Origin of the sequence: Hymenobacter yonginensis (assembly GCF_027625995.1) — a bacterium.
Taxonomy (GTDB): domain Bacteria; phylum Bacteroidota; class Bacteroidia; order Cytophagales; family Hymenobacteraceae; genus Hymenobacter; species Hymenobacter yonginensis.
Genome location: NZ_CP115396.1, coordinates 2,968,204 through 2,986,502 on the forward strand (window position 1 = coordinate 2,968,204; position 18,299 = coordinate 2,986,502).

At 61.5% G+C, this 18,299-nt stretch carries 16 protein-coding genes; 9 read left to right on the forward strand and 7 right to left on the reverse strand.

Annotated features, from left to right (window positions below; translation table 11 throughout):
- Nucleotides 1-111 precede the first annotated feature (111 nt).
- The gene (locus tag O9Z63_RS12830; protein WP_270125634.1) at nucleotides 112-951 is read left to right on the forward strand and encodes a LysM peptidoglycan-binding domain-containing protein; all 840 of its coding nucleotides are present in this window, start codon (nucleotides 112-114) and stop codon (nucleotides 949-951) included.
- A 180-nt stretch (nucleotides 952-1,131) separates the two neighbouring features.
- Here the strand turns inward: O9Z63_RS12830 and O9Z63_RS12835 are convergent, their stop codons facing one another.
- Nucleotides 1,132-2,208 (reverse strand): fatty acid desaturase family protein, encoded by a 1,077-nt coding sequence (locus O9Z63_RS12835; protein ID WP_270125635.1) that lies wholly within the window; start codon nucleotides 2,206-2,208, stop codon nucleotides 1,132-1,134.
- Nucleotides 2,209-2,584: 376 nt separating this feature from the next.
- Between O9Z63_RS12835 and dnaE the strand changes: the two genes are divergently transcribed.
- The 6 genes from dnaE (at nucleotide 2,585) to trxA (ending at nucleotide 9,605) form a co-directional block, all read left to right on the forward strand.
- Nucleotides 2,585-6,268 carry a DNA polymerase III subunit alpha gene (dnaE, locus tag O9Z63_RS12840; RefSeq protein WP_270125636.1) on the forward strand — a complete coding sequence of 1,228 codons (3,684 nt, stop codon included), beginning with the start codon at nucleotides 2,585-2,587 and terminating at the stop codon, nucleotides 6,266-6,268.
- A 230-nt stretch (nucleotides 6,269-6,498) separates the two neighbouring features.
- Complete coding sequence (locus tag O9Z63_RS12845) at nucleotides 6,499-7,017, forward strand: hypothetical protein (protein WP_270125638.1); 519 nt, start codon at nucleotides 6,499-6,501, stop codon at nucleotides 7,015-7,017.
- A 54-nt stretch (nucleotides 7,018-7,071) separates the two neighbouring features.
- On the forward strand, nucleotides 7,072-7,593 hold the full coding sequence (locus tag O9Z63_RS12850; RefSeq protein WP_270125639.1) for a GbsR/MarR family transcriptional regulator: 522 nt from the start codon (nucleotides 7,072-7,074) through the stop codon (nucleotides 7,591-7,593).
- A gap of 117 nt (nucleotides 7,594-7,710) precedes the next feature.
- Nucleotides 7,711-8,631: a TIGR01777 family oxidoreductase gene (locus O9Z63_RS12855; RefSeq protein ID WP_270125642.1), complete on the forward strand. Its 921-nt coding sequence runs from the start codon at nucleotides 7,711-7,713 to the stop codon at nucleotides 8,629-8,631.
- A 60-nt stretch (nucleotides 8,632-8,691) separates the two neighbouring features.
- Nucleotides 8,692-9,081: a hypothetical protein gene (locus tag O9Z63_RS12860; RefSeq protein WP_052381488.1), complete on the forward strand. Its 390-nt coding sequence runs from the start codon at nucleotides 8,692-8,694 to the stop codon at nucleotides 9,079-9,081.
- A 194-nt stretch (nucleotides 9,082-9,275) separates the two neighbouring features.
- Nucleotides 9,276-9,605, forward strand: coding sequence for a thioredoxin (gene trxA / locus O9Z63_RS12865; RefSeq protein ID WP_044016382.1), 330 nt, complete (start codon nucleotides 9,276-9,278; stop codon nucleotides 9,603-9,605).
- Between the two features lie 93 nt (nucleotides 9,606-9,698).
- On the opposite strand, the gene O9Z63_RS12870 is transcribed toward trxA, so the two are convergent.
- Complete coding sequence (locus O9Z63_RS12870; RefSeq protein WP_270125645.1) at nucleotides 9,699-10,013, reverse strand: hypothetical protein; 315 nt, start codon at nucleotides 10,011-10,013, stop codon at nucleotides 9,699-9,701.
- Nucleotides 10,014-10,086: 73 nt separating this feature from the next.
- Nucleotides 10,087-11,052: an energy transducer TonB gene (locus O9Z63_RS12875; RefSeq protein ID WP_270125647.1), complete on the reverse strand. Its 966-nt coding sequence runs from the start codon at nucleotides 11,050-11,052 to the stop codon at nucleotides 10,087-10,089.
- A 152-nt stretch (nucleotides 11,053-11,204) separates the two neighbouring features.
- Here O9Z63_RS12875 and O9Z63_RS12880 point away from each other — a divergent pair, with 152 nt between their 5' ends.
- Nucleotides 11,205-11,537 carry a hypothetical protein gene (locus O9Z63_RS12880; protein WP_270125648.1) on the forward strand — a complete coding sequence of 111 codons (333 nt, stop codon included), beginning with the start codon at nucleotides 11,205-11,207 and terminating at the stop codon, nucleotides 11,535-11,537.
- Between the two features lie 76 nt (nucleotides 11,538-11,613).
- On the opposite strand, the gene O9Z63_RS12885 is transcribed toward O9Z63_RS12880, so the two are convergent.
- The 3 genes from O9Z63_RS12885 to O9Z63_RS12895 all read right to left on the reverse strand — a co-directional run bounded on the left by O9Z63_RS12885 (nucleotide 11,614) and on the right by O9Z63_RS12895 (nucleotide 16,111).
- Entirely contained in the window at nucleotides 11,614-12,078 is a 465-nt protein-coding gene (locus tag O9Z63_RS12885) for an Lrp/AsnC ligand binding domain-containing protein (protein ID WP_044016376.1), read from the reverse strand.
- Nucleotides 12,079-12,624: 546 nt separating this feature from the next.
- The gene (locus O9Z63_RS12890; protein ID WP_270125649.1) at nucleotides 12,625-13,788 is read right to left on the reverse strand and encodes an isoaspartyl peptidase/L-asparaginase family protein; all 1,164 of its coding nucleotides are present in this window, start codon (nucleotides 13,786-13,788) and stop codon (nucleotides 12,625-12,627) included.
- Nucleotides 13,789-13,912: 124 nt separating this feature from the next.
- Entirely contained in the window at nucleotides 13,913-16,111 is a 2,199-nt protein-coding gene (locus O9Z63_RS12895; RefSeq protein WP_270125651.1) for a protein-disulfide reductase DsbD family protein, read from the reverse strand.
- A 201-nt stretch (nucleotides 16,112-16,312) separates the two neighbouring features.
- On the opposite strand from O9Z63_RS12895, the gene O9Z63_RS12900 reads away from it, so the two are divergent.
- Nucleotides 16,313-17,647, forward strand: a complete 1,335-nt coding sequence (locus O9Z63_RS12900) for a hemolysin family protein (protein WP_044016369.1) — start codon at nucleotides 16,313-16,315, stop codon at nucleotides 17,645-17,647.
- Nucleotides 17,648-17,746: 99 nt separating this feature from the next.
- On the opposite strand, the gene O9Z63_RS12905 is transcribed toward O9Z63_RS12900, so the two are convergent.
- Entirely contained in the window at nucleotides 17,747-18,271 is a 525-nt protein-coding gene (locus O9Z63_RS12905) for a gamma carbonic anhydrase family protein (RefSeq protein WP_270125654.1), read from the reverse strand.
- Nucleotides 18,272-18,299: the final 28 nt, after the last annotated feature.

Consider the following 18,299-nt stretch of genomic DNA (forward strand, 5'->3'; position numbering starts at 1 on the left):
GCCAAGCGCCCATCCATAGCGCAGTAGCTACGCCTGTTCCGCGCTGCCCGTCTGCATGCTGTGCGATAAGCACTGTTACCCTTTCCGAATTTCTTTATTCTCTTTACTGCGATGCCTTTTCTTTCCCGGATTTTAACTCTCGGCGGCCTCCTGCTGCCTCTTTCCCTGGCTGCGCAAACTTCCCAAACTACCCCAGTAGCTCCAGCGCCAGCTGTAGCGCTGTCCGAAGATTCAGTGCGGGTGATGTCGGGGCTGGTGCAGGCCAGCGTGCGGCAGCTGCGCGCCATCTACTACGAGCCCGATGACGCCCGCGCCACCCAGCTCGTGGAAACCGCGTTGCTCCAGATTCCGGCCTACAACCAGCGCCTGAGCACCTACACCGCCAGCTTGCCACGCGAGCAGCAGCAGCTACTGGCCCAGCGCCTGCGCCAGCAGCCCTGGCAGATTGAGCTGCAGACCTTGCTGCGCAGCCCTCAGTACAAAGACTTCAACACCCGCACGGCCCGCAGCCCTAGCCTTAAAGCCGCCTCCGACCGCCTGGCCGCCACGGGCTTCCTGGGAACCAAGCCGCAAGCAGCCAAGCCGGCAGCCGCCAGCACCGCCAAGGCCCCGGCCGCCACTACTCCCGACAAAGCCGTAGCCGCCGCGCCTGCCACTAGGCCCCTGACCGTTCCAGCCAAAGCGGCCCCGGCCGCCGCGCCCGCTGCCCTGCCCGGCAATGCCCTGGTAGCAGCCAAGGCCAAACCTTTAGCGCCGACCCTCACGCTGGCGGCCCCGGCCAAAGCGGCAACTCCCAAAGCCGTGCGGCATCATACGGTAGTCAAAGGCGAAACCCTGTTTGCCATTGCCCGCCAGTACGGCGTGAAGCCCGACCAGCTCCAGAGCTGGAATGCCAAGCCCGACAACAGCGTGAAAATCGGCGAAGTCCTCACCATTCAAACACCTGAATAGCCGGCCGCAACTCCCACATTAAGAGCAAAGCCAGTGCCCCTTATCCTTTTTCGGAGAGGGGGTCAGGGGGTGAGACACCTGCCATAACGATACACTTGCCGGCCAAGAGCCACCTCCAGCAAAGCAAAAGGCCGCCCGATAAGGCGGCCTTTTGCTTTGCAGTGGATGACAGAGGCGTGATTAAGCCAGCGCCAGTTCCGGCAATGCCTGGGGCACGCGCGCAATCCGGCGGGTGCGGTGGCGGAGCAGCGCCACCACCTCGGCTTCGGAGCGGAACTGGCCTTCCAGGTTCACGAAGTTGCGGGCCAGCAAATCGTAGCGGCGCGTCATGAGGTAGGCGAAGATGTGCAGGAAGTGGATGCCGTCGAACACGATGGCCTTGTTCTGGGCGTAGTAGGCCACGTTTTTACGGAAATGGGCCGGATGCTCGCTCCAGTGCAGGGCCGGCTTGAGGTGGTGGCTGATATGGTAGCCGTCGTTCCAGCACTTGTGGTTGTAGCGGGTGTTGATGCACGTCACGCTGTTGGTGTAGCAGTTGGCAGGGTCGGCGGCATCAATGAAGGCGTGCTGGCTCCAGTTGCCTAGCATCATGATGGTGCGCGTGACCAGCACGGGCATAATAAGCACGGCCAGCGTGGCAGGCAGATTCACGAAGCCCAGCCCCATGCAGGCCACCAGGTACACCACTTCGCCGCGCAGCAGCCGCGCCCGGAACGTGCGTTTGTTGGTGCGGCCCAGGTACTGCACCAGCTTCGGAATGCCCAGCACAAAGAAATCGGCGAGGTAGCGGCCGAAGCTGGCCAGCGAGTCGCGCTGGTAGTACATGGTGGAGCTGCCGTCGTCGGGCAGGTTGTTTTCGGGGTGGTGCATGCCCATGTGATGGGTGAAGTACGTTTCCGGCGTCTGCCCGAAAAACGGCCCGATCACCCACGGAATGTAGTGGTTGAGGTAGCCGTACTTCTTCTTGAACAGGATGCGGTGGCTGGTGCAGTGCAGCATCAGCCCGAACGGCCCCTTGAAGAAAAACGTGGTCAGCCCCAGAAACACCCCGAACACTGCCCACCACAGGCCCCGGTCGAGGCCCGGCACGTAGAGCAGCGCCACCAGGGGCAAGATTGTGAGCGAGATTTCCAGGATCAGGTACACAAACGGCAGGTCGCGCTTGTCCTGAATAAACTGCTGCAGAAACGCGCCGACGCGCGAAACAGGAGCGGCCGGGTCATAGACCGGGTCGGTGGAGGTAGCCAGATATTTCATGCGTGATATTGGCCGGGATGCACGGCCACAGAAGACAAAAAATGTAGATAGTTGGCACTCTCAATAATTCCGGCAACGGGCCAGCCGCGCCGCTAACTGTATATCGAAGCCGAAGCCCCGCTACTCTAAGCCCAGCCATACGCCGGCTGCTCTACCCTAACCCCGTCCGCGGCAGAATAATTGCGGACCCTGCGGGAAGATACGGGCTTTCATGCCGGCCGGCCAACCCGGACGGGCCGCCACCGGAGCCGCCCGGATGGGCGCCCACTCTCTGGTGATACGCCAAAATCCGTTGCCGCGCAATCTTTCCCGGCCGCTGATTCGTGGGTAACTTTACTGTACGCTTCGCGCCCTAACGGCGCGGTGCGGCTTGCCCATGCCCGTTTTCTCGCACCTCCACTCGCACACCCAATATTCCCTGCTCGACGGTCAGGCCAGCATTTCGGCCCTGATGAAGAAGGCTCAGGCCGACGGCATGCCGGCCGTGGCCCTCACCGACCACGGCAACATGTTCGGGGCGTTCAACTTCGTGGCCGAGGCCAACAAGTACAACGTAAAGCCGATTGTGGGCTGCGAGTTTTACATGGTGGAGGACCGCCACAAGAAAACCTTCAGCCGCGAGAAGGGCGAGCGGGACAAGCGCTACCACCAGCTGCTGCTGGCCAAAGACCAGGACGGCTACCACAATCTGAGCAAGCTCTGCTCCATGAGCTTCATTGAGGGCGTGTACTCGAAGTTTCCGCGGATTGACAAGGAGCTGCTGCTCAAGTACCACAAGGGCCTGATTGCCACCAGCTGCTGCATCGGGGCCGAGATTCCGCAGGCCATCCTGTTTCAGAGCGAGGCCAAGGCCGAGGAACTGCTCAAGTGGTGGCTTGATGTGTTCGAGGACGACTACTACATCGAGATTCAGCGCCACGGGCTGATGAACTTCGACGGCACCGGCAAAAGCCAGGAAGACGTGAACCAGGTGCTGCTGGGTCTGGCCAAGAAGTACAACGTGAAGGTCATCTGCACCAACGACTCGCACTACGTGGAGCAGACCGACTTCGCGCCCCACGACATTCTACTGTGCGTGAACACCGGCGAGGAGCACAGCATCCCGGTCGGCGACTTCCAGACGCAGTATTTCCGCCTGATTTCCCAGGACAACAAAGTTCACTACGACCACCTCGACAACCTGCGCCATCTTTCCGGCCAGGATGCCACCATCCGCCGCCAGCTCCAGCGCATCGACGAGGAAGCGCAGAGCCCCCGGCCCCGGGCCCGCTTCGGCTTCGCTAACGACCAGTTCTACTTTAAGAACCAGGCCGAGATGAACGCGCTGTTTGCCGACGTGCCGGAAAGCGTGGACAACACCAACGAAATCGTGGACAAAATCACGCCGCCCAAGCTGCAGCGCGACATCCTGCTCCCCAATTTCCCCCTGCCCCCCGAGCACCCCACCGCCGACGCCTTCCTGCGCCACCTCACCTTCAAGGGTGCCTTCGAGGGCCCGAAAGCCCGCTACTCGGAGCGCCTGCCCGAAATTGAGGAGCGCCTCGACTACGAGCTGCGCGTGATTGAGACCATGGGCTTTGCCGGCTACTTCCTCATCACCCAAGACTTCATCAACCACGGCCGCAGCATTGGGGTGGCCGTGGGGCCGGGCCGGGGCTCGGCGGCGGGCTCGGCCGTGGCCTACTGCATCGGCATCACCAACATCGACCCGATCAAGTATTCGCTGCTCTTCGAGCGGTTCCTGAACCCGGAGCGTGTGTCGATGCCCGATATTGACATCGACTTCGACGACGTGAACCGCCAGCGCGTGATTGACTACGTGGTGGACAAGTACGGCAAAACCCAGGTGGCCCAGATTATCACCTTCGGTACCATGGCCGCCAAATCGTCGATTAAGGACGTGTCGCGGGCCATGGAGCTGCCGCTGCCGGTGGCCAACGACCTGGTGAAGATGGTGCCCGACCAGGTGGGCACTACCCTGGCCAAGGCCTTCGCCGAAAACCCCGAGCTGGACTACATCCTGCGCGACGACGCCCCCGACAACCTGCGCGGCCAGATTCTGCGCCTGGCGCACAAGCTCGAAGGCTCGGTGCGCAACACCGGTATCCACGCCGCCGGCGTCATCATCGCCCCCGACGACATCACCAAGTACATTCCCGTTTCCACGTCCAAGGACTCGGACCTGCTCATCACGCAGTTCGACGGCAAGGTGATTGAGAGTGCCGGCATGCTGAAGATGGACTTTCTGGGCCTCAAAACCCTGACCATCATCGTCGACGCCATCAACCTGATCGAGAAAAACCACGGCGTCAAAATCGACATCGACGAAATCCCGATTGACGACCAGAAAACCTACGAGCTCTACCAGCGCGGCGACACCATCGGCACGTTCCAGTTCGAGTCCGAAGGCATGCGCATGTACCTCAAGGACCTCAAACCGACCAACATCGAGGACCTGATTGCCATGAACGCCCTCTACCGGCCCGGCCCGATGCAGTTCATCCCGAACTTCATCAACCGCAAGCACGGCCGCGAGGAGGTGGACTACCCGCACGAGCTGCTGGAGCCCATTCTGAACTACTCCCAGGGTATTATGGTGTACCAGGAGCAGATCATGCAGACGGCCCAAATCCTGGCCGGCTACTCCCTCGGTGGTGCCGACTTGCTGCGTCGGGCGATGGGTAAGAAGGATATGAAGAAGATGGCCCTGGAGCGGGAGAAGTTCTGCGAGGGCGCCGAGAAGCTGCACGGCATCAAGGCCAAAAAGGCCAACGAGGTGTTCGACGTGATGGAGAAATTTGCGGCCTACGGCTTCAACCGTTCCCACTCCGCCGCCTACTCGGTGGTGGCCTACCAGACCGGCTACCTCAAGGCTCACTACCCCGCCGAGTACATGGCCGCCGTGCTCACCAACAACATGGGCGACATCAAGAAGGTGACGTTCTTCATCGAGGAAGCCCGCAAGCAGGGTGTGGCCGTGCTCGGCCCCGACGTGAACGAATCCATCCTGAAGTTCAACGTAAACGCCCAGGGCCAGATCCGCTTCGGCATGGCCGCCATGAAGGGCTCGGGCGAGGCCGCCGTGGAGGACATCGTGCAGGAGCGCGACAAAAACGGCCCCTACCAGGACATTTTCGACTTTGCGCGCCGCGTGAACCTGCGGGCCGTGAACAAGAAAACCTTCGAGAGCATGGCCCAGGCCGGCGCCTTCGACTCGTTTGAGCGCTACCACCGCCGCCAGTTCCTGGAGGCCCCCGGCAACGACCAGAACCTCATCGAGAAGGCCATGAAGGTGGGCCAGCAGCATCAGGCCGCCAAGGAATCGGCCCAGCAGAGCCTGTTTGGCGGCGGCGGCGGCGAAATGGCCATCCCGATGCCCAAAATCCAGGACCTGGAGCCCTGGAGCCCCACCGAGAAGCTGCGCCGCGAAAAGGAAATCGTGGGCTTCTACCTCTCGGGCCACCCCCTCGACGACTTCAAGCTGGAAATCGACTCCTACTGCACCTGCGGCCTGGACAAGATTGAGAGCTACAAAAACCGCGACGTGACGGTGGCCGGCCTGATTTCCAACGTGCAGTTCAAGACCACCAAAACCGGCCAGCCCTTCGTGAGCTTCAACGTGGAAGATTACGAAAGCAGCCTCAATCTGGCGTTGTTCCGCGACGACTACTCCAAGTTCTCGGCCCTCATCAACCCCCGCAACTACGACAAGGAGCAGGTGCCGCCCATGTTCATCCGCGGCAAATACGCCCAGCGCTTCCGCGACTCCGACCAGTTCGAGTTCAAGATCATGACCATGGAGCCGCTGTTCAACGTGGCCGAAAAGCTGGCCAACGGCGTGCGTGTGCAGCTCGACCTGCGCACCATCACCGAGCCCTTCATGGACCGCTTCATGGAGGCCGTGGAAGGTTGCGCGGGCTCCAAAAAGCTCGAAATCAAGTTCGCCGAGCCCCACGAGCACCTGGCCGTGGACACCTACTCCCGCCGCTACCGCATCGAGCCCAAGGAGTTCATCCGCAAAATGCGCGAGATGGAAATCGACGCCTGCCAGCTGATTTAGGCTGATTGCGGGTTACTGCACCGTAGCGCGAACTTTGTAGTTCGCGTCCCCGAGCCGTTGGACAAGTTCGTTTCAGCGGCGCGGAGGCGCGAACTACAAAGTTCGCGCTACTGCGTTCTAGCGCTACGCCTACCAGACAGCAGCACGTCATTCCGAGCAGCGCGAGGAATCTCGCGTGCTGAGGTTGCTGAAGTAGCATCCCAGCTGACCTTAACAATTTTTCACTGGACATGAAGCTCCAAATTACTTCCCGAGCCATTCCATTGCTTTTTGGCTTGGGTTGGAGTTTAGCTAGTTGCCGCGTAGAGCAGCGGCTGATACTGCCGCAATCTGCCCAATATCAGGCGGCCGCCGAAGCTCCCGTTACCACCGACACCGCTCGGCCATCCTCATCCACGCTTTTAATTCCGGAGTTGAAGCGCAATTCGCGCGTCCGCCCTGCTGCAGGATTAGTGCTGAGGCCTCTCACCCGCCCCCTGATGCCACAGGCAAAAGCCACCCATCCCCACACCTCAGCCCGCCGCCACCAGGCGCCGCAGGTCGAAGCGCAGCATCGGCGGCAGCCTGCGGAGGGCGGTGTAGTGTTTGGCGTGTTCCATCTGTTGCTGCTGCTGGCTGGGGCCGCTTTATTCGTAGTCTTGGGATTGATCTTGTTCCCCATGAGCACCATACTGGGGCTATTTGCTTTCGTAGTGGCCCTGGCAGGCGTGGTTGGTGCGGTGCTGGATATCATTCGGATAGCTCGTTGAAAATAAACTTTCAATTTTTATTGAAAGTTTGAAATACTCCACTACATTTGAACCATGCAACTCGACGAAGCCAAGCGCAGATTTATTGAAGGCTGGGGCACCCTGGGCTCGGCCTGGGGCGTGAGCCGCACAATGGCGCAGGTGCACGCGCTGCTGCTGGTGTCGCCGGGCGCGCTGAGCACCGAGGACATCATGGAGCAGCTGCAGATTTCGCGGGGCAACGTGAACCTGAACGTGCGCGCCCTCATGGATTGGGGCATCGTGCGTAAGGAGCTGCGGCCTGGCGAGCGGCGCGAGTTCTTTTCGGGCGAAAAGGACATCCACCGCGTGGCTACGCTCATTCTGCAGGAGCGCCGCAAGCGTGAGCTGCAGCCCATCATGCGCGTGCTGGGCGAAATCAGCGAGGTAGAACCCTCCCCCACGGCCACGCCCGAGGAAACTGCCGCCTTCACCCAGATGATTGGCAGCATCCAGAGCTTCGCCAACTTCGCCGACCGCGCAGCCTCCACCCTCATCAAAGCCGATGAGAACTGGTTTCTGAGCACATTCATGAAGCTGATGCGGCCGGGGCCATAGCGCTTCGGCAGGCCTTTTTTTTGCCTTCTATATTTCAATAATTATTGAAAGTTTGATATACACGATTCCTTATTCGCCGGCGAAGTTTCTCTCTTCTTCCCTTTTCAAGCGTGTTTTATGGAACCTCCACTGCTTATTCTGGCCGGCGGCACGGGCTTTCTGGGCCAGCACCTGCGACGCAATTTCACCCGGGCCGGCTACCGGGTCCGGACGCTTAGCCGCCGCCCCCGCCACCCCGACGACCTCGCCTGGGACGGCCGCACCCTCGGGCCCTGGGCCGCAGCCCTGGAAGGCGCCGCGGTAGTGCTCAACCTGGCCGGTCGCTCCGTCGACTGCCGCTACCACGCCGTCAACCGCTACGCCATCGTGCGCAGCCGCACCGACAGCACTCGGGTGCTGGGCGACGCCATAGCAGCCTGCCGCAACCCACCGGCGCTGTGGCTGAACTCCTCCACAGCTACCATTTACGAGGACACCATCGGCGCAGCTCCGGCCAACACGGAGGCCACCGGCCGGATCGGGCGCGGGTTTTCGGAGATGGTGGCGCAGCAGTGGGAAGCCGAGTTCAACCTGGCTGCCTTGCCTCGTACCCGCCGCGTGGCCCTGCGCACGGCCATTGTGCTGGGGGCCGATGGGGGCGCGCTGCCTACGCTGGCCCGGCTGGCGCGCCGGGGCCTCAGCACCCCGCACGGCCACGGGCAGCAGTGGGTCAGCTGGCTGCACATCGAGGATTTCTGCCGGGCCGTGGAGTTTCTGGTGGCGCATCCGGCCCTGGCGGGTGCCTTCAACCTGTGCGCCCCCGAGCCCCTAACCAACGCTGCCTTGATGGCGCTGCTGGATGCCCACTACCGCCCCCGCTGGCACCTGCCGCAGCCCCGCTGGCTGCTCGAAATCGGGGCCTTCTTGCTGCGCACCGAAACCGAGCTGCTCCTGAAAAGCCGCAAAGTGGTGCCGCAGCGGCTGCTGGAAGCCGGCTTCCGGTTCCGCTACCCCACCTGCGCGCCAGCCCTGGCCGACCTGCTACCCCAACTGCCCTAGCCACTCAGCCTTTTCACTTCATCGCCTTTTCACCTCATCACCTTTCAACCCCCAAACGCCATGAATTACTATCTGCTGGTTTACGGAATTTATCTGCCTGTCACGGTGCTGCTCACCGTGTGGGTGGCGCGCACGCTCTTCACCAACGGCCGCACCTTCCTGGTCGACATCTTCCACGGCAACGAGCCCCTGGCCGATTCCGTGAATAAGCTGCTCATCACCGGCTTCTACCTTATCAACATCGGCTACGCCACCCTGATGCTGCGCAGCACCGACGAAATCGGGAGCTACCAGCAGAGCGTGGAAGAGCTCAGCATCAAAATCGGGACGATTATCCTGATTCTGGGCGGCATGCACTTCTTCAATCTGTATGTATTCTACAAGCTCCGCAGCCGCGCCCAAGACTATACCAACGCCCTGAACTTTGTGGTGAACAAGCCCGAGAAATAGCCCCATGCCCGACCAGACGGCGCTTTGCTGGCCCGCAGAAGGCTATCCGGCGCTTTGCTTGGTTTGACGGCCGATGCCCGGTATTGATCGAAGTGAACTTTCCCGACGCAGCCTTGTTGAAACGCAATCTGCTACCTTGCGCCCCCAAGAATCGTAAGAAGCAATTTTCAACGTCACACAAACCCCCTTCTGTCATGGGACATAAAGCCATCGAAATTACCGATGCTAACTTCGATCAGATCATCAACTCCGATAAGCCCGTGCTGGTGGACTTCTGGGCCGAATGGTGCGGCCCCTGCCGCATGGTGGGTCCGGTAGTGGAAGAGCTGGCCGGCGAATATGAAGGCAAAGTCATTATCGGTAAAGTCGACGTAGACGCCAACCCGCAGACGTCGGCCAAGTTTGGCATCCGCAGCATCCCTACGCTGCTCGTGTTCAAAAACGGCCAAGTAGTTGACAAGCAGGTAGGTGCTGTTCCAAAGCATGTACTGGCTCAGAAACTCGACGCCCAGGTAACTGCCTAAGCGCTTCTGTTTGCCTTTTGGCAAACGCAAAAAGCCCGGACCTGCTGAGCAGGTCCGGGCTTTTTGCGTTTCAGACGTCCAACGCGAAGCACCTTAGCGGCGGGGCCGGGTCTGGGCGTCGCGCTTCTGGCGGTAGAGCACCCGGTCGGCCTGGCGCTCTTCCTTGCGGATGCCCTGGCGCTCCTCGGTGGTTACTACGCCGTCGGCGCGGGCGCCCTGGCGGGCCTGGCGGGCGTCGGCCTGCTGGGCCTGGGCGCGGGCGGCTTCGGCGCGCGTCAGCTGCCCCGATTGCACGCCCTGCCGGATGCGGGCCTGGTCGTTGGCGCGGGGACGCGCAGTCTGGGCGAAGGAGGCGGTGGTGGCCAGCACACTCAGGGCCGCGCCGCAGAAGATGGCGGAGATTTTCATAGTCAGGAAAGTGAGGAGGTGAAATGTAGTATGGCTCTTGGAGAGCCGCAGGCGCGGCAGGTTTAATGACCGCTCAATACATTTCCTCGGGGCGGGCGGCGCGGGCCTCCGTGGGCGGCACCTGTGGCGGCCGGGCACCGTTGAACAGCGAGAAGCTGGGGGAGAAATGGATGGGCACCGTGAAGGTCATGGCGGTGGGCACGTGGTACTCGCGGCCGGGCCGGAACGCGGGCAGGCTGGCCACCACGCGCCGCGCCTCCTGGTCGGTTTCCGGCGACAGGCCCTGCACCACCTGCACCTGCCCCACGCGGCCCTGCTCATCCACGGTGTAACTCACGTAGACCTTGCCCGTGATGCCCTTGCGGCGCGAGTTGCGCGGGTAGTTGGTGTTGCGGGCCACGTAGTTGAGCAGCGCCGTTTCGCCGCCCGGAAACTGCGGCAGCTCGCGCTTCTGCAGCTTGCCCACGTACGGCGAGCCATCTTCGTTGAAAAACGCCAGGGCCGGCCCTTTGTCGCGGCTGAGTAGCTCCAGCGCACTCAGCTGGCCGGTGTCGTAGTAGTAGCGCCACTCGCCCACGGCCCGGCCGGCGGCGTAGGTGCCCTTGGAGCGTTTCTGGCCGTTGCGGTGCACGCTGATCCAGGTGCCGGTGCGCTGGCCGTTGAGGTACTCTCCACGCTGGCGCACGCGGCCTTCCTCGTCCCAGGCCACGTACACGCCCTCAGCCTCATCGGCGCGGTAGTGCACCTGGGCGGCCTTGGCACCGTTGGGGTGGTACCAGGTCAGCAGGCCGGTGCGCACCACGGGGTCGATGGAGCTGAGCGTGCCGCGCAACAGCAGCGTGCCCGTCAGCGAAAACTCGCGCATGGCATAGGTGCCCAGCAGCTCGTTTTTGCGGTCAATCACCCGGTAGTGGGTGGCGCTATCCGGCACCGTAGCCTCATCACGGCTATTCAGATACACGGCCGGCATACTCTGCGCCCGGGCCGACCCTGCGCAGGCCAGCAGGCAGATACTCAACGCGGCTAAAAGTGCTTTCATGAAGTGGAATCGGCAGAGGTGAGTTCAGGAAATATACCATCTACCGAGCTGCTAGCCAAGCACTTCATGAATTGTTCACAAAAATATTTATACATTCCTATTAGCAGCCGCGGATGGTCCGGGGCGTTACTTTTCCATCTTATTTTCTTCCTATGTTCCGCTTCCTTTCCTACCTGTTTCTGCTGAGTTTGCTGACTCCGGCAGCGTTTGCGCAGGCACCCGCCGCCCGCGTGCAGCAAGCTACTCCAGCCACCCCCGCCCGCCCAGCCACCCCGGCTACCCGCAGCACGGCCACGCAAACCAGCACGACCACCACGGCACGCACCAAAGCCGATGGCTCGCCGGATATGCGCTACAAGGAAAACAAGATGGCCAAAACCACCACCGTCACTGGCCCCACCCGCAAAGACGGCTCGGCCGATATGCGCTACAAAGCCAACAAAACCACCCGCACCACTACCACTAAAACCACCGGCCGGCCCTAAATCGGTTACACAGGTTTCCAACGCAAAAAGGCCGTCCCCGGTGCAGGGTACGGCCTTTTCGCGTGTAGCAGGAGTATTACAGCAGCTGGATAGGGCGGTTGAGCGACTCTTCCAGCGAAATCAGGGTTTCGGTACGCTCAATACCTTCGATGAGCTGCATCTGCCCGTGCAGCACTTCGCGCAGATGCTGCGTGTCGCGGCAGCGAATGCGGGCAAAGATGCCATAGGCGCCCGTAGTGAAGTGGATGCTGACCACCTCCGGAATTTCGCGCAGCTGGGCTGCCACGCTGGCATATACCGAGCTTTTCAGCAGATAAATCCCCAGGAAAGCATCTACACCGTAGCCCAGCTTCTGGTAGTCAATCTCCAGCGTAGCGCCTTTCACGATGCCCAATTCTTCCAAGCGAGCCATCCGCACATGCACCGTACCACCAGAAACATGCACTTTACGGGCAATTTCGGTGTAGGGCATCTTCGCATCGTGGATCAGCAGATCCAGAATCTTGCGGTCGGTGTCGTCAAGTTCGTAATTCTTAGCCATTTTGAAGGTGTGTGATTATCTATATTCAAATTAGGAACGGCATTTTTCAGAAATATTGTAAATTTTCAGACAATGCGCTGTCAAAATTTTACAATTCAAGGCAAACATCTACATTTGTTATAATCCTACGCAAACGGCGCGGGATTGTCCTTGTAGAATGATGAAACTGGCAGACATGCCCTCCTCTCTCGGGGGTGGTGATTCGGGAAAAACTGGTCCGGCGGCCGGCTAACCACACCGTGGAGGTTCGAATCCTTCTTCTACAGCTGACTGGGTGGATAATGTGAGGAGGAAAAAAATGGAACGTATCTGGGTGGGTGCGTTCCTTTCCAAGAGGCGGCATCTGGGTGGGTGCCGCCTTTTTTTTGTCCTGTCCTGTCGCTTTACGTTCCATTAAAGGAAGCTTTTCACCCTCACTACTTCAAATCGGGTGCAAAGAACGTAAAATAAGAGAGGCCATAGTACCACCGTCCCAAACAAAAGCCCGATTTGTGGTATAACTCACAAATCGGGCTTTTTATTTGAGCCTGGGCGGCGGGTAGCCGGCTACTTGTAAATCTGGATCTGGCTTTTGCCATCGGCCTTGATGAAGCCGCGGTACATACCTTCCGAGTTGAAGGGCATGGCCAGGTTGCCCTGGCGGTCCAGCGCAATCAGGCCGCCGTCGCCGCCCAGCTTGGCTACTTTATCGATGGTGGCCTGGGCGGCCTGAGCTACGGGCTGCTGCTGGAACTCCACGCGGGCGGCCACGTCGCGGGCCACCGTAGCCCGGATAAAGTATTCGCCCCAGCCCGTGCACGACACGGCGCACGACTGGTTGTCGGCGTAGGTGCCGCAGCCGATGATGGGCGCATCGCCGACGCGGCCGTAGCGCTTGTTGGTCATGCCGCCGGTGCTGGTGGCGGCAGCCAGGTTGCCGTACTGGTCGAGGGCCACGGCGCCGACGGTGCCGTATTTCTTGCCTTCGGTGAAGATCAGGCGGGCATCCTGAGCCGGATCCATGACGGCGCTGGTGGGCTTGCCGGCTTTGGTTTTCATCTTCATTTTGGCCGGCGCCGCGGCTGGGGCAGCTTTGGTGGGCGCGTTCAGCTGGTCGGGGGTGCCGGCGGCGCGGTCTTCGGCCAGCGCCTTCTGCAGCTGGTCGTAGCGGGCCTGGGTGAAGAAATAGGCCGGCTCGACGATGGTCAGGCCCTTTTCGCGGGCAAACTGCTCGGCGCCCGGGCCGGTCATCATCACGTGCTCCGACTTCTCCATCACAGCGCGGGCGGCCGCAATGGGGTTGCGCACCACCGTGACGCCCGCCACGGCTCCGGCGGCCAGGTTCTGGCCGTTCATGATGGCGGCGTCCATCTCGTTGCGGCCTTCGTGGGTGAAAACGGCACCCTTGCCGGCATTGAACAGCGGCGAGTCTTCCATCACGCGCACGGAGGCCTCCACGGCGTCCATTGAGGTGCCGCCGCGCTTGAGCACAGCGTAGCCGGCTTGCAGGGCCTGGTCGAGGGCGGCGTTGTAGGCCTGCTCCTTCTCAGGCGTCATGTTGGCGCGGGTGATGGTGCCGGCACCGCCATGAATGACGAGCGTGATGCGCGAAGGATCGGGCGCGAGGGTTGCTGCCGGGGCGGCAGATTGGGCCCGCGCCGCCAGCGGCAGGGTCAGGGGTGCAGCAAGCAGCAGGGCCAGCAGGGCCAGCAGGTGAGTACGAAGCGACATAGCAGCAGAGTAGTTGGGATGGACGATGAAACCGGAAAGCGGCGGTAAGATAAAGCCCCGCCCCGGACTCTCGTCGGGGCGGGGCTTATCGGTGGTTTTCTACCGGCCGAAACCGGTGACGCAGCTACGGATTCTGCTGGCGGTAGCGGGCCAGGCCGGCATCCAGAAACTTCACGAAGGCCTCGGCGCTGGGCTCGTAGGCTACGGGCGTGGCCAGGGTGTGGGCCAGGTCGGCAGGCGCGGTGGGGTCGAGGAGCACGTAGAAGGGCTGGGCGTTGACGTTGAAGCCCGACAGTTGCAGGTCGGCGTTTTTCTTGCCCAGCGTGGTTTTCTGCTTGTTGTCGTAGGTGGAGGTGTACCACTCATTCTGGGGCAGCTCGGCCTTGTCGTCGACGTAGAGCGCCACTACCACAAAATCGTCGCGTAGGCGCTGCAGCACCCGCGGGTCGCTCCAGACGGAGGCTTCCATCTTGCGGCAGTTCACGCAGGCGTGGCCGGTGAAGTCGATAAACAGCGGCTTGTTCAGGGCCTTGGCGCAGCGCTGGGCTTGGGCTAGGTCGAAGTAGCCGCGCAGGCCGTGGGGCAGCTCCAGGAAGTCGTCGTAGCGCGGGGCTTCGCAGGCGGCGTTGAGGGGCGTGGCCGAGGGGGCAGCGGCAGTGCCGCCAGAGGCAATGGAGAAGTCGTTGCGGCTCTGCGGGGGCAGGTAGCCGGCCAGCAGCGGCAGCGGCGCCCCAAACAGGCCCGGTATCAGGTAGGTCATGAAGCCAAAGGCCAGCACCGCCATCAGCAGGCGGCCTACGCTCAGGTGCGCGAGGTCGGAGTCGTGCGAGAGTTTGAAGCGGCCCAGCAGGTACAGGCCCAGCAGGCCCGAGAGCGTAATCCAGAGCACTAGGTACAGGTCGCGCGGGAGCAGGTTCCAGTGGTAGGCCAGGTCGGCCATGCTCAGGAACTTGAGGGCCAGCATCAGCTCCACAAAGCCCAGCACCACCTTCACGGTGTTCAGCCAGCCGCCGGAGCTGGGCAGGCTTTTCAGCCACGCCGGAAACAAGGCAAACAGCATAAACGGCAGCGCAAACGCCAGCGAGAAGCCAAACATGCCCACCACCGGCTGAATGCCGCCGCCGTGGGCCGCCATGGCCAGTATGGTACCCACGATGGGCCCGGTGCAGCTGAACGACACCACCACCAGCGTGAGGGCCATGAAGAACACCCCGGCCCAGCCGCCTTTGTCAGCCTGCTCGTCAATCTTGTTGACCATGCCGTTGGGCAGCGTGATTTCAAACAAGCCCAGGAAGGACAGGCCGAACACCACGAACACGGCAAAGAAAATCAGGTTGGGCAGCCAGTGCGTGCTGATCAGGTTCAGGCCATCGGCCCCGAGCAGCACGGTAGTGAGCAGCCCCAGCACCACGTAGATGAAGATGATGCTGAAGCCGTAGAACAAGGCCTTCAGGATACCCTGGCGGCGGTTGGCCGAGCCCTTGGTGAAGATGGACACGGTCATGGGAATCAGCGGGAACACGCACGGCGTAAGCAGCCCGCTCAGCCCCGAAAGAAACGCCACGATAGCCAAGGACAGCAGCCCCGAATCGGCCGAAACGGCGCCATTGGTGGCGGGCGTAGCGGTGGCTACTACCGGCGCGCTGGAGGCGGCCGTGGCGGTATCGGAAGTGGCAGGCATGGCGGCGGCTGTTACTACAGTCGCGGTATCGGCAGCGGCAACAGGAGTCACGGCAGCGGCGGCCTCGCCGGCGGCCGACGTGGCTGCTGCCGCCGTGGTGGTGGTGGCGGCTGTAGTAGCCGCCGCAGGAGTGGCAGGTGTGGCGGCAATGGCCGTGCCCGTTACGGGCAGCGGGCCGAAGCTCAGGGTTTCCTCGCCCGGAATGCAGCGGCCATCAATGTCGGTGCAGGTCTGGTATTCCACGTCGGCCTGCACCGTGAGGGCGCCGGGCTGCAGCAGCCGGATGCGCTGGCGCATCTGGCCGGTTTTCTCGAAGTACGTAATGTCGCCCTTGAAAACGTCGTCGTACTTCTTTTTGGAGCTGATGGATTTGGGCTTGCCTACCAGCTCGTAGGCGGGGCTTTTAGTGAAGCTGAACGTGAACACCGTGGGGCCCAGGTCGGGGTCGAAGTCGGTGGCGTAGAGGTGCCACTTGTCGTCGATGCGGGCATTGACGATCAGGTCCACCTCCTCTCCCACCTTGGCCGTGGGCTGGCTCAGGGCCACGCTTAGCTTGGTAGGCTTCAGAATTTGGGCGGTGGCTGCGCCGGCCAGGCAGAGCACAAGCAGCAACGGCAGCAGAAAATACTTTCGGAAGAACATCAGCGAAATGGAAAACAGCGAAAATGCAGGCCGACAAAGGTCGGCAGAAACCCTAACAGGCAGGCGGGTTTACCGGTTTTTTAGCGGGAGGTTGCCAGGGAATAGTAGCAAACCCCGACGGTAAGCCAACTGCTTGACCGGAATCACGTACTTTTGTTTCATAAAGGCAACTGAGCCGCGTGAGCCCGAGTTGCCGCACCTATGATCCTAAATATCGTTCTCACCGTTCTGCTGGTATTGCTGAACGGATTTTTTGTGGCAGCTGAGTTTGCCTTCGTCAAAGTTCGTCCGTCGCAGATCGACATCAAGGCCCAGAGCGGCAACCGGCTGGCCAAGCTCGTGCAGGGCATGATGCAGGACCTCAACTACTACCTGTCGGCTACGCAGCTGGGTATTACGGTAGCCTCGCTGGCCCTGGGTTGGGTAGGCGAAAGTGTAGTGGCGGCCGTGGTAATGGCCATCATCGACCAGCTGGACATCACGCTTAGCCCTACGCTGGTTCACCAGATTGCCATTGCCACCTCCTTCACGCTCATCACCGTGATGCACATTGTGCTGGGTGAGCAGGCCCCGAAGGTGCTGGCCATTCAGAAGCCTGAAACCACCTCCATGGCGGTAGCTATTCCGCTGCGGGCGTTTGCCTTCATCACCTTCCCCCTCATCTGGGTGCTCGACCGGCTTTCCAACCTGGTGGCCGGCCTGTTTGGCGGCAACGCCAGCCACGGCTCGGAAGTGCATACCTCGGAAGAGCTGCGCCTGCTGCTCGACCAGAGCAAGCAAAGCGGCGAAATCCAGGAATCGGAGCATGAGCTGCTGGAAAACGTGTTTGAGTTCAACGACCGGATGGTGAAGCAGATTATGGTGCCCCGCACCAAACTGGCCGCCATCGACGTGAACACGCCCCAGGATGGCATCCTGGAAATGGTTTACAACGAGGGCTACTCGCGCATTCCGGTGTTCGAAGGCAATATAGACAACATCGTAGGTGTGCTTTACGTGAAGGACCTGCTGCAGATCATCCGCCGCAACGAGCCCATCGAGCTGCCCAAGATCATGCGGCCGGCCTACTTTGTGCCCGAAACCAAGAAAATCAACCGCCTGCTGCGCCAGTTCCAGCGCAAGCACATGCACATGGCCATCGTGTCCGACGAGTTCGGCGGCGTGTCGGGCATCGTGACGATTGAGGACATTATGGAGGAGCTGGTTGGCGAAATTCAGGACGAGTACGACAACGAGGTGCCGGTAGTGGAGCGGGTGTCGGCCGTGGAGTTCCGCGTGAACACCTCCACCTCCATCTCCGACGCCAACGAGTACCTGCCCTTCCCGCTGCCCGAAGGCGAAGACTACGAAACGGTCGGCGGCCTGCTGAACGTCATCTACGGCAACATTCCGGAAGTCGGCGACGTGGCCGTGCTCGACAACTACGAGTTCCGGGTGCTGAAACGTTCCCGCCGTTCGGTGGAGCTGGTGCAGTTGCGCGTCACGACCGAAGCCGAGCGCGAAGAGCAGGAAGACGAAGGCCTGCAGGCGCTGTAAGCGGCGTCCGGCGTTTGCCTGAAGCAACATCGAAAAGGACCTTCCGCTGGTAGCGGAAGGCCCTTTTTACGTTCAGCAACAGCTTACTCAGCAGACGCCTCAGGCGTTTTGCTGCTGAAACCAGCTGGCGTACAGCACATAGTTGTCGGCGGTGCGAAGCATGTTGGCGCGCTGCTCCTCCGTCACGGGCTTGATGCGGCGGGCGGGCACGCCGGCGTAGAGGTAGCCCGGCTCGCACTGCGTGTTTTCCAGCACCACGGCCCCGGCGGCCACAATGCAGCCCGCCCCCACCACGGCGTGGTCCATCACAATAGCGCCCATACCAATCAGCACGTCGTCTTCCACAGTGCAGCCGTGCACGATGGCCTTGTGCCCGATGCTCACGCGCGCCCCGATGGTAGTGGCCGCCTTCTGGTAGGTGCAGTGCAGCACGGCCCCGTCCTGCACGTTGGTTTTGTCGCCGATGCGGATGGCGTTGACGTCGCCGCGGATGACGGCGTTGAACCACACGGTGCACTGCGCGCCGAGCGTCACGTCGCCGACGATGGTGGCATTATCGGCTACGTAGCAGTCGGCAGGAATTTGTGGGTGTTTGCCCTGGACGGGCAGGATGAGGGCAGGCATAGAAGTGGGCAGCTAGTGAGTGATGCGC

Excerpts from the sequence above, each read along its gene's own strand:
- O9Z63_RS12830 (WP_270125634.1), top strand. The coding sequence starts at position 112 with ATGCCTTTTCTTTCCCGGATTTTAACTCTCGGCGGCCTCCTGCTGCCT.
- O9Z63_RS12835 (WP_270125635.1), bottom strand. The coding sequence starts at position 2,208 with ATGAAATATCTGGCTACCTCCACCGACCCGGTCTATGACCCGGCCGCT.
- dnaE (WP_270125636.1), top strand. The coding sequence starts at position 2,585 with ATGCCCGTTTTCTCGCACCTCCACTCGCACACCCAATATTCCCTGCTC.
- O9Z63_RS12845 (WP_270125638.1), top strand. The coding sequence starts at position 6,499 with ATGAAGCTCCAAATTACTTCCCGAGCCATTCCATTGCTTTTTGGCTTG.
- O9Z63_RS12850 (WP_270125639.1), top strand. The coding sequence starts at position 7,072 with ATGCAACTCGACGAAGCCAAGCGCAGATTTATTGAAGGCTGGGGCACC.
- O9Z63_RS12855 (WP_270125642.1), top strand. The coding sequence starts at position 7,711 with ATGGAACCTCCACTGCTTATTCTGGCCGGCGGCACGGGCTTTCTGGGC.
- O9Z63_RS12860 (WP_052381488.1), top strand. The coding sequence starts at position 8,692 with ATGAATTACTATCTGCTGGTTTACGGAATTTATCTGCCTGTCACGGTG.
- trxA (WP_044016382.1), top strand. The coding sequence starts at position 9,276 with ATGGGACATAAAGCCATCGAAATTACCGATGCTAACTTCGATCAGATC.
- O9Z63_RS12870 (WP_270125645.1), bottom strand. The coding sequence starts at position 10,013 with ATGAAAATCTCCGCCATCTTCTGCGGCGCGGCCCTGAGTGTGCTGGCC.
- O9Z63_RS12875 (WP_270125647.1), bottom strand. The coding sequence starts at position 11,052 with ATGAAAGCACTTTTAGCCGCGTTGAGTATCTGCCTGCTGGCCTGCGCA.
- O9Z63_RS12880 (WP_270125648.1), top strand. The coding sequence starts at position 11,205 with ATGTTCCGCTTCCTTTCCTACCTGTTTCTGCTGAGTTTGCTGACTCCG.
- O9Z63_RS12885 (WP_044016376.1), bottom strand. The coding sequence starts at position 12,078 with ATGGCTAAGAATTACGAACTTGACGACACCGACCGCAAGATTCTGGAT.
- O9Z63_RS12890 (WP_270125649.1), bottom strand. The coding sequence starts at position 13,788 with ATGTCGCTTCGTACTCACCTGCTGGCCCTGCTGGCCCTGCTGCTTGCT.
- O9Z63_RS12895 (WP_270125651.1), bottom strand. The coding sequence starts at position 16,111 with ATGTTCTTCCGAAAGTATTTTCTGCTGCCGTTGCTGCTTGTGCTCTGC.
- O9Z63_RS12900 (WP_044016369.1), top strand. The coding sequence starts at position 16,313 with ATGATCCTAAATATCGTTCTCACCGTTCTGCTGGTATTGCTGAACGGA.
- O9Z63_RS12905 (WP_270125654.1), bottom strand. The coding sequence starts at position 18,271 with ATGCCTGCCCTCATCCTGCCCGTCCAGGGCAAACACCCACAAATTCCT.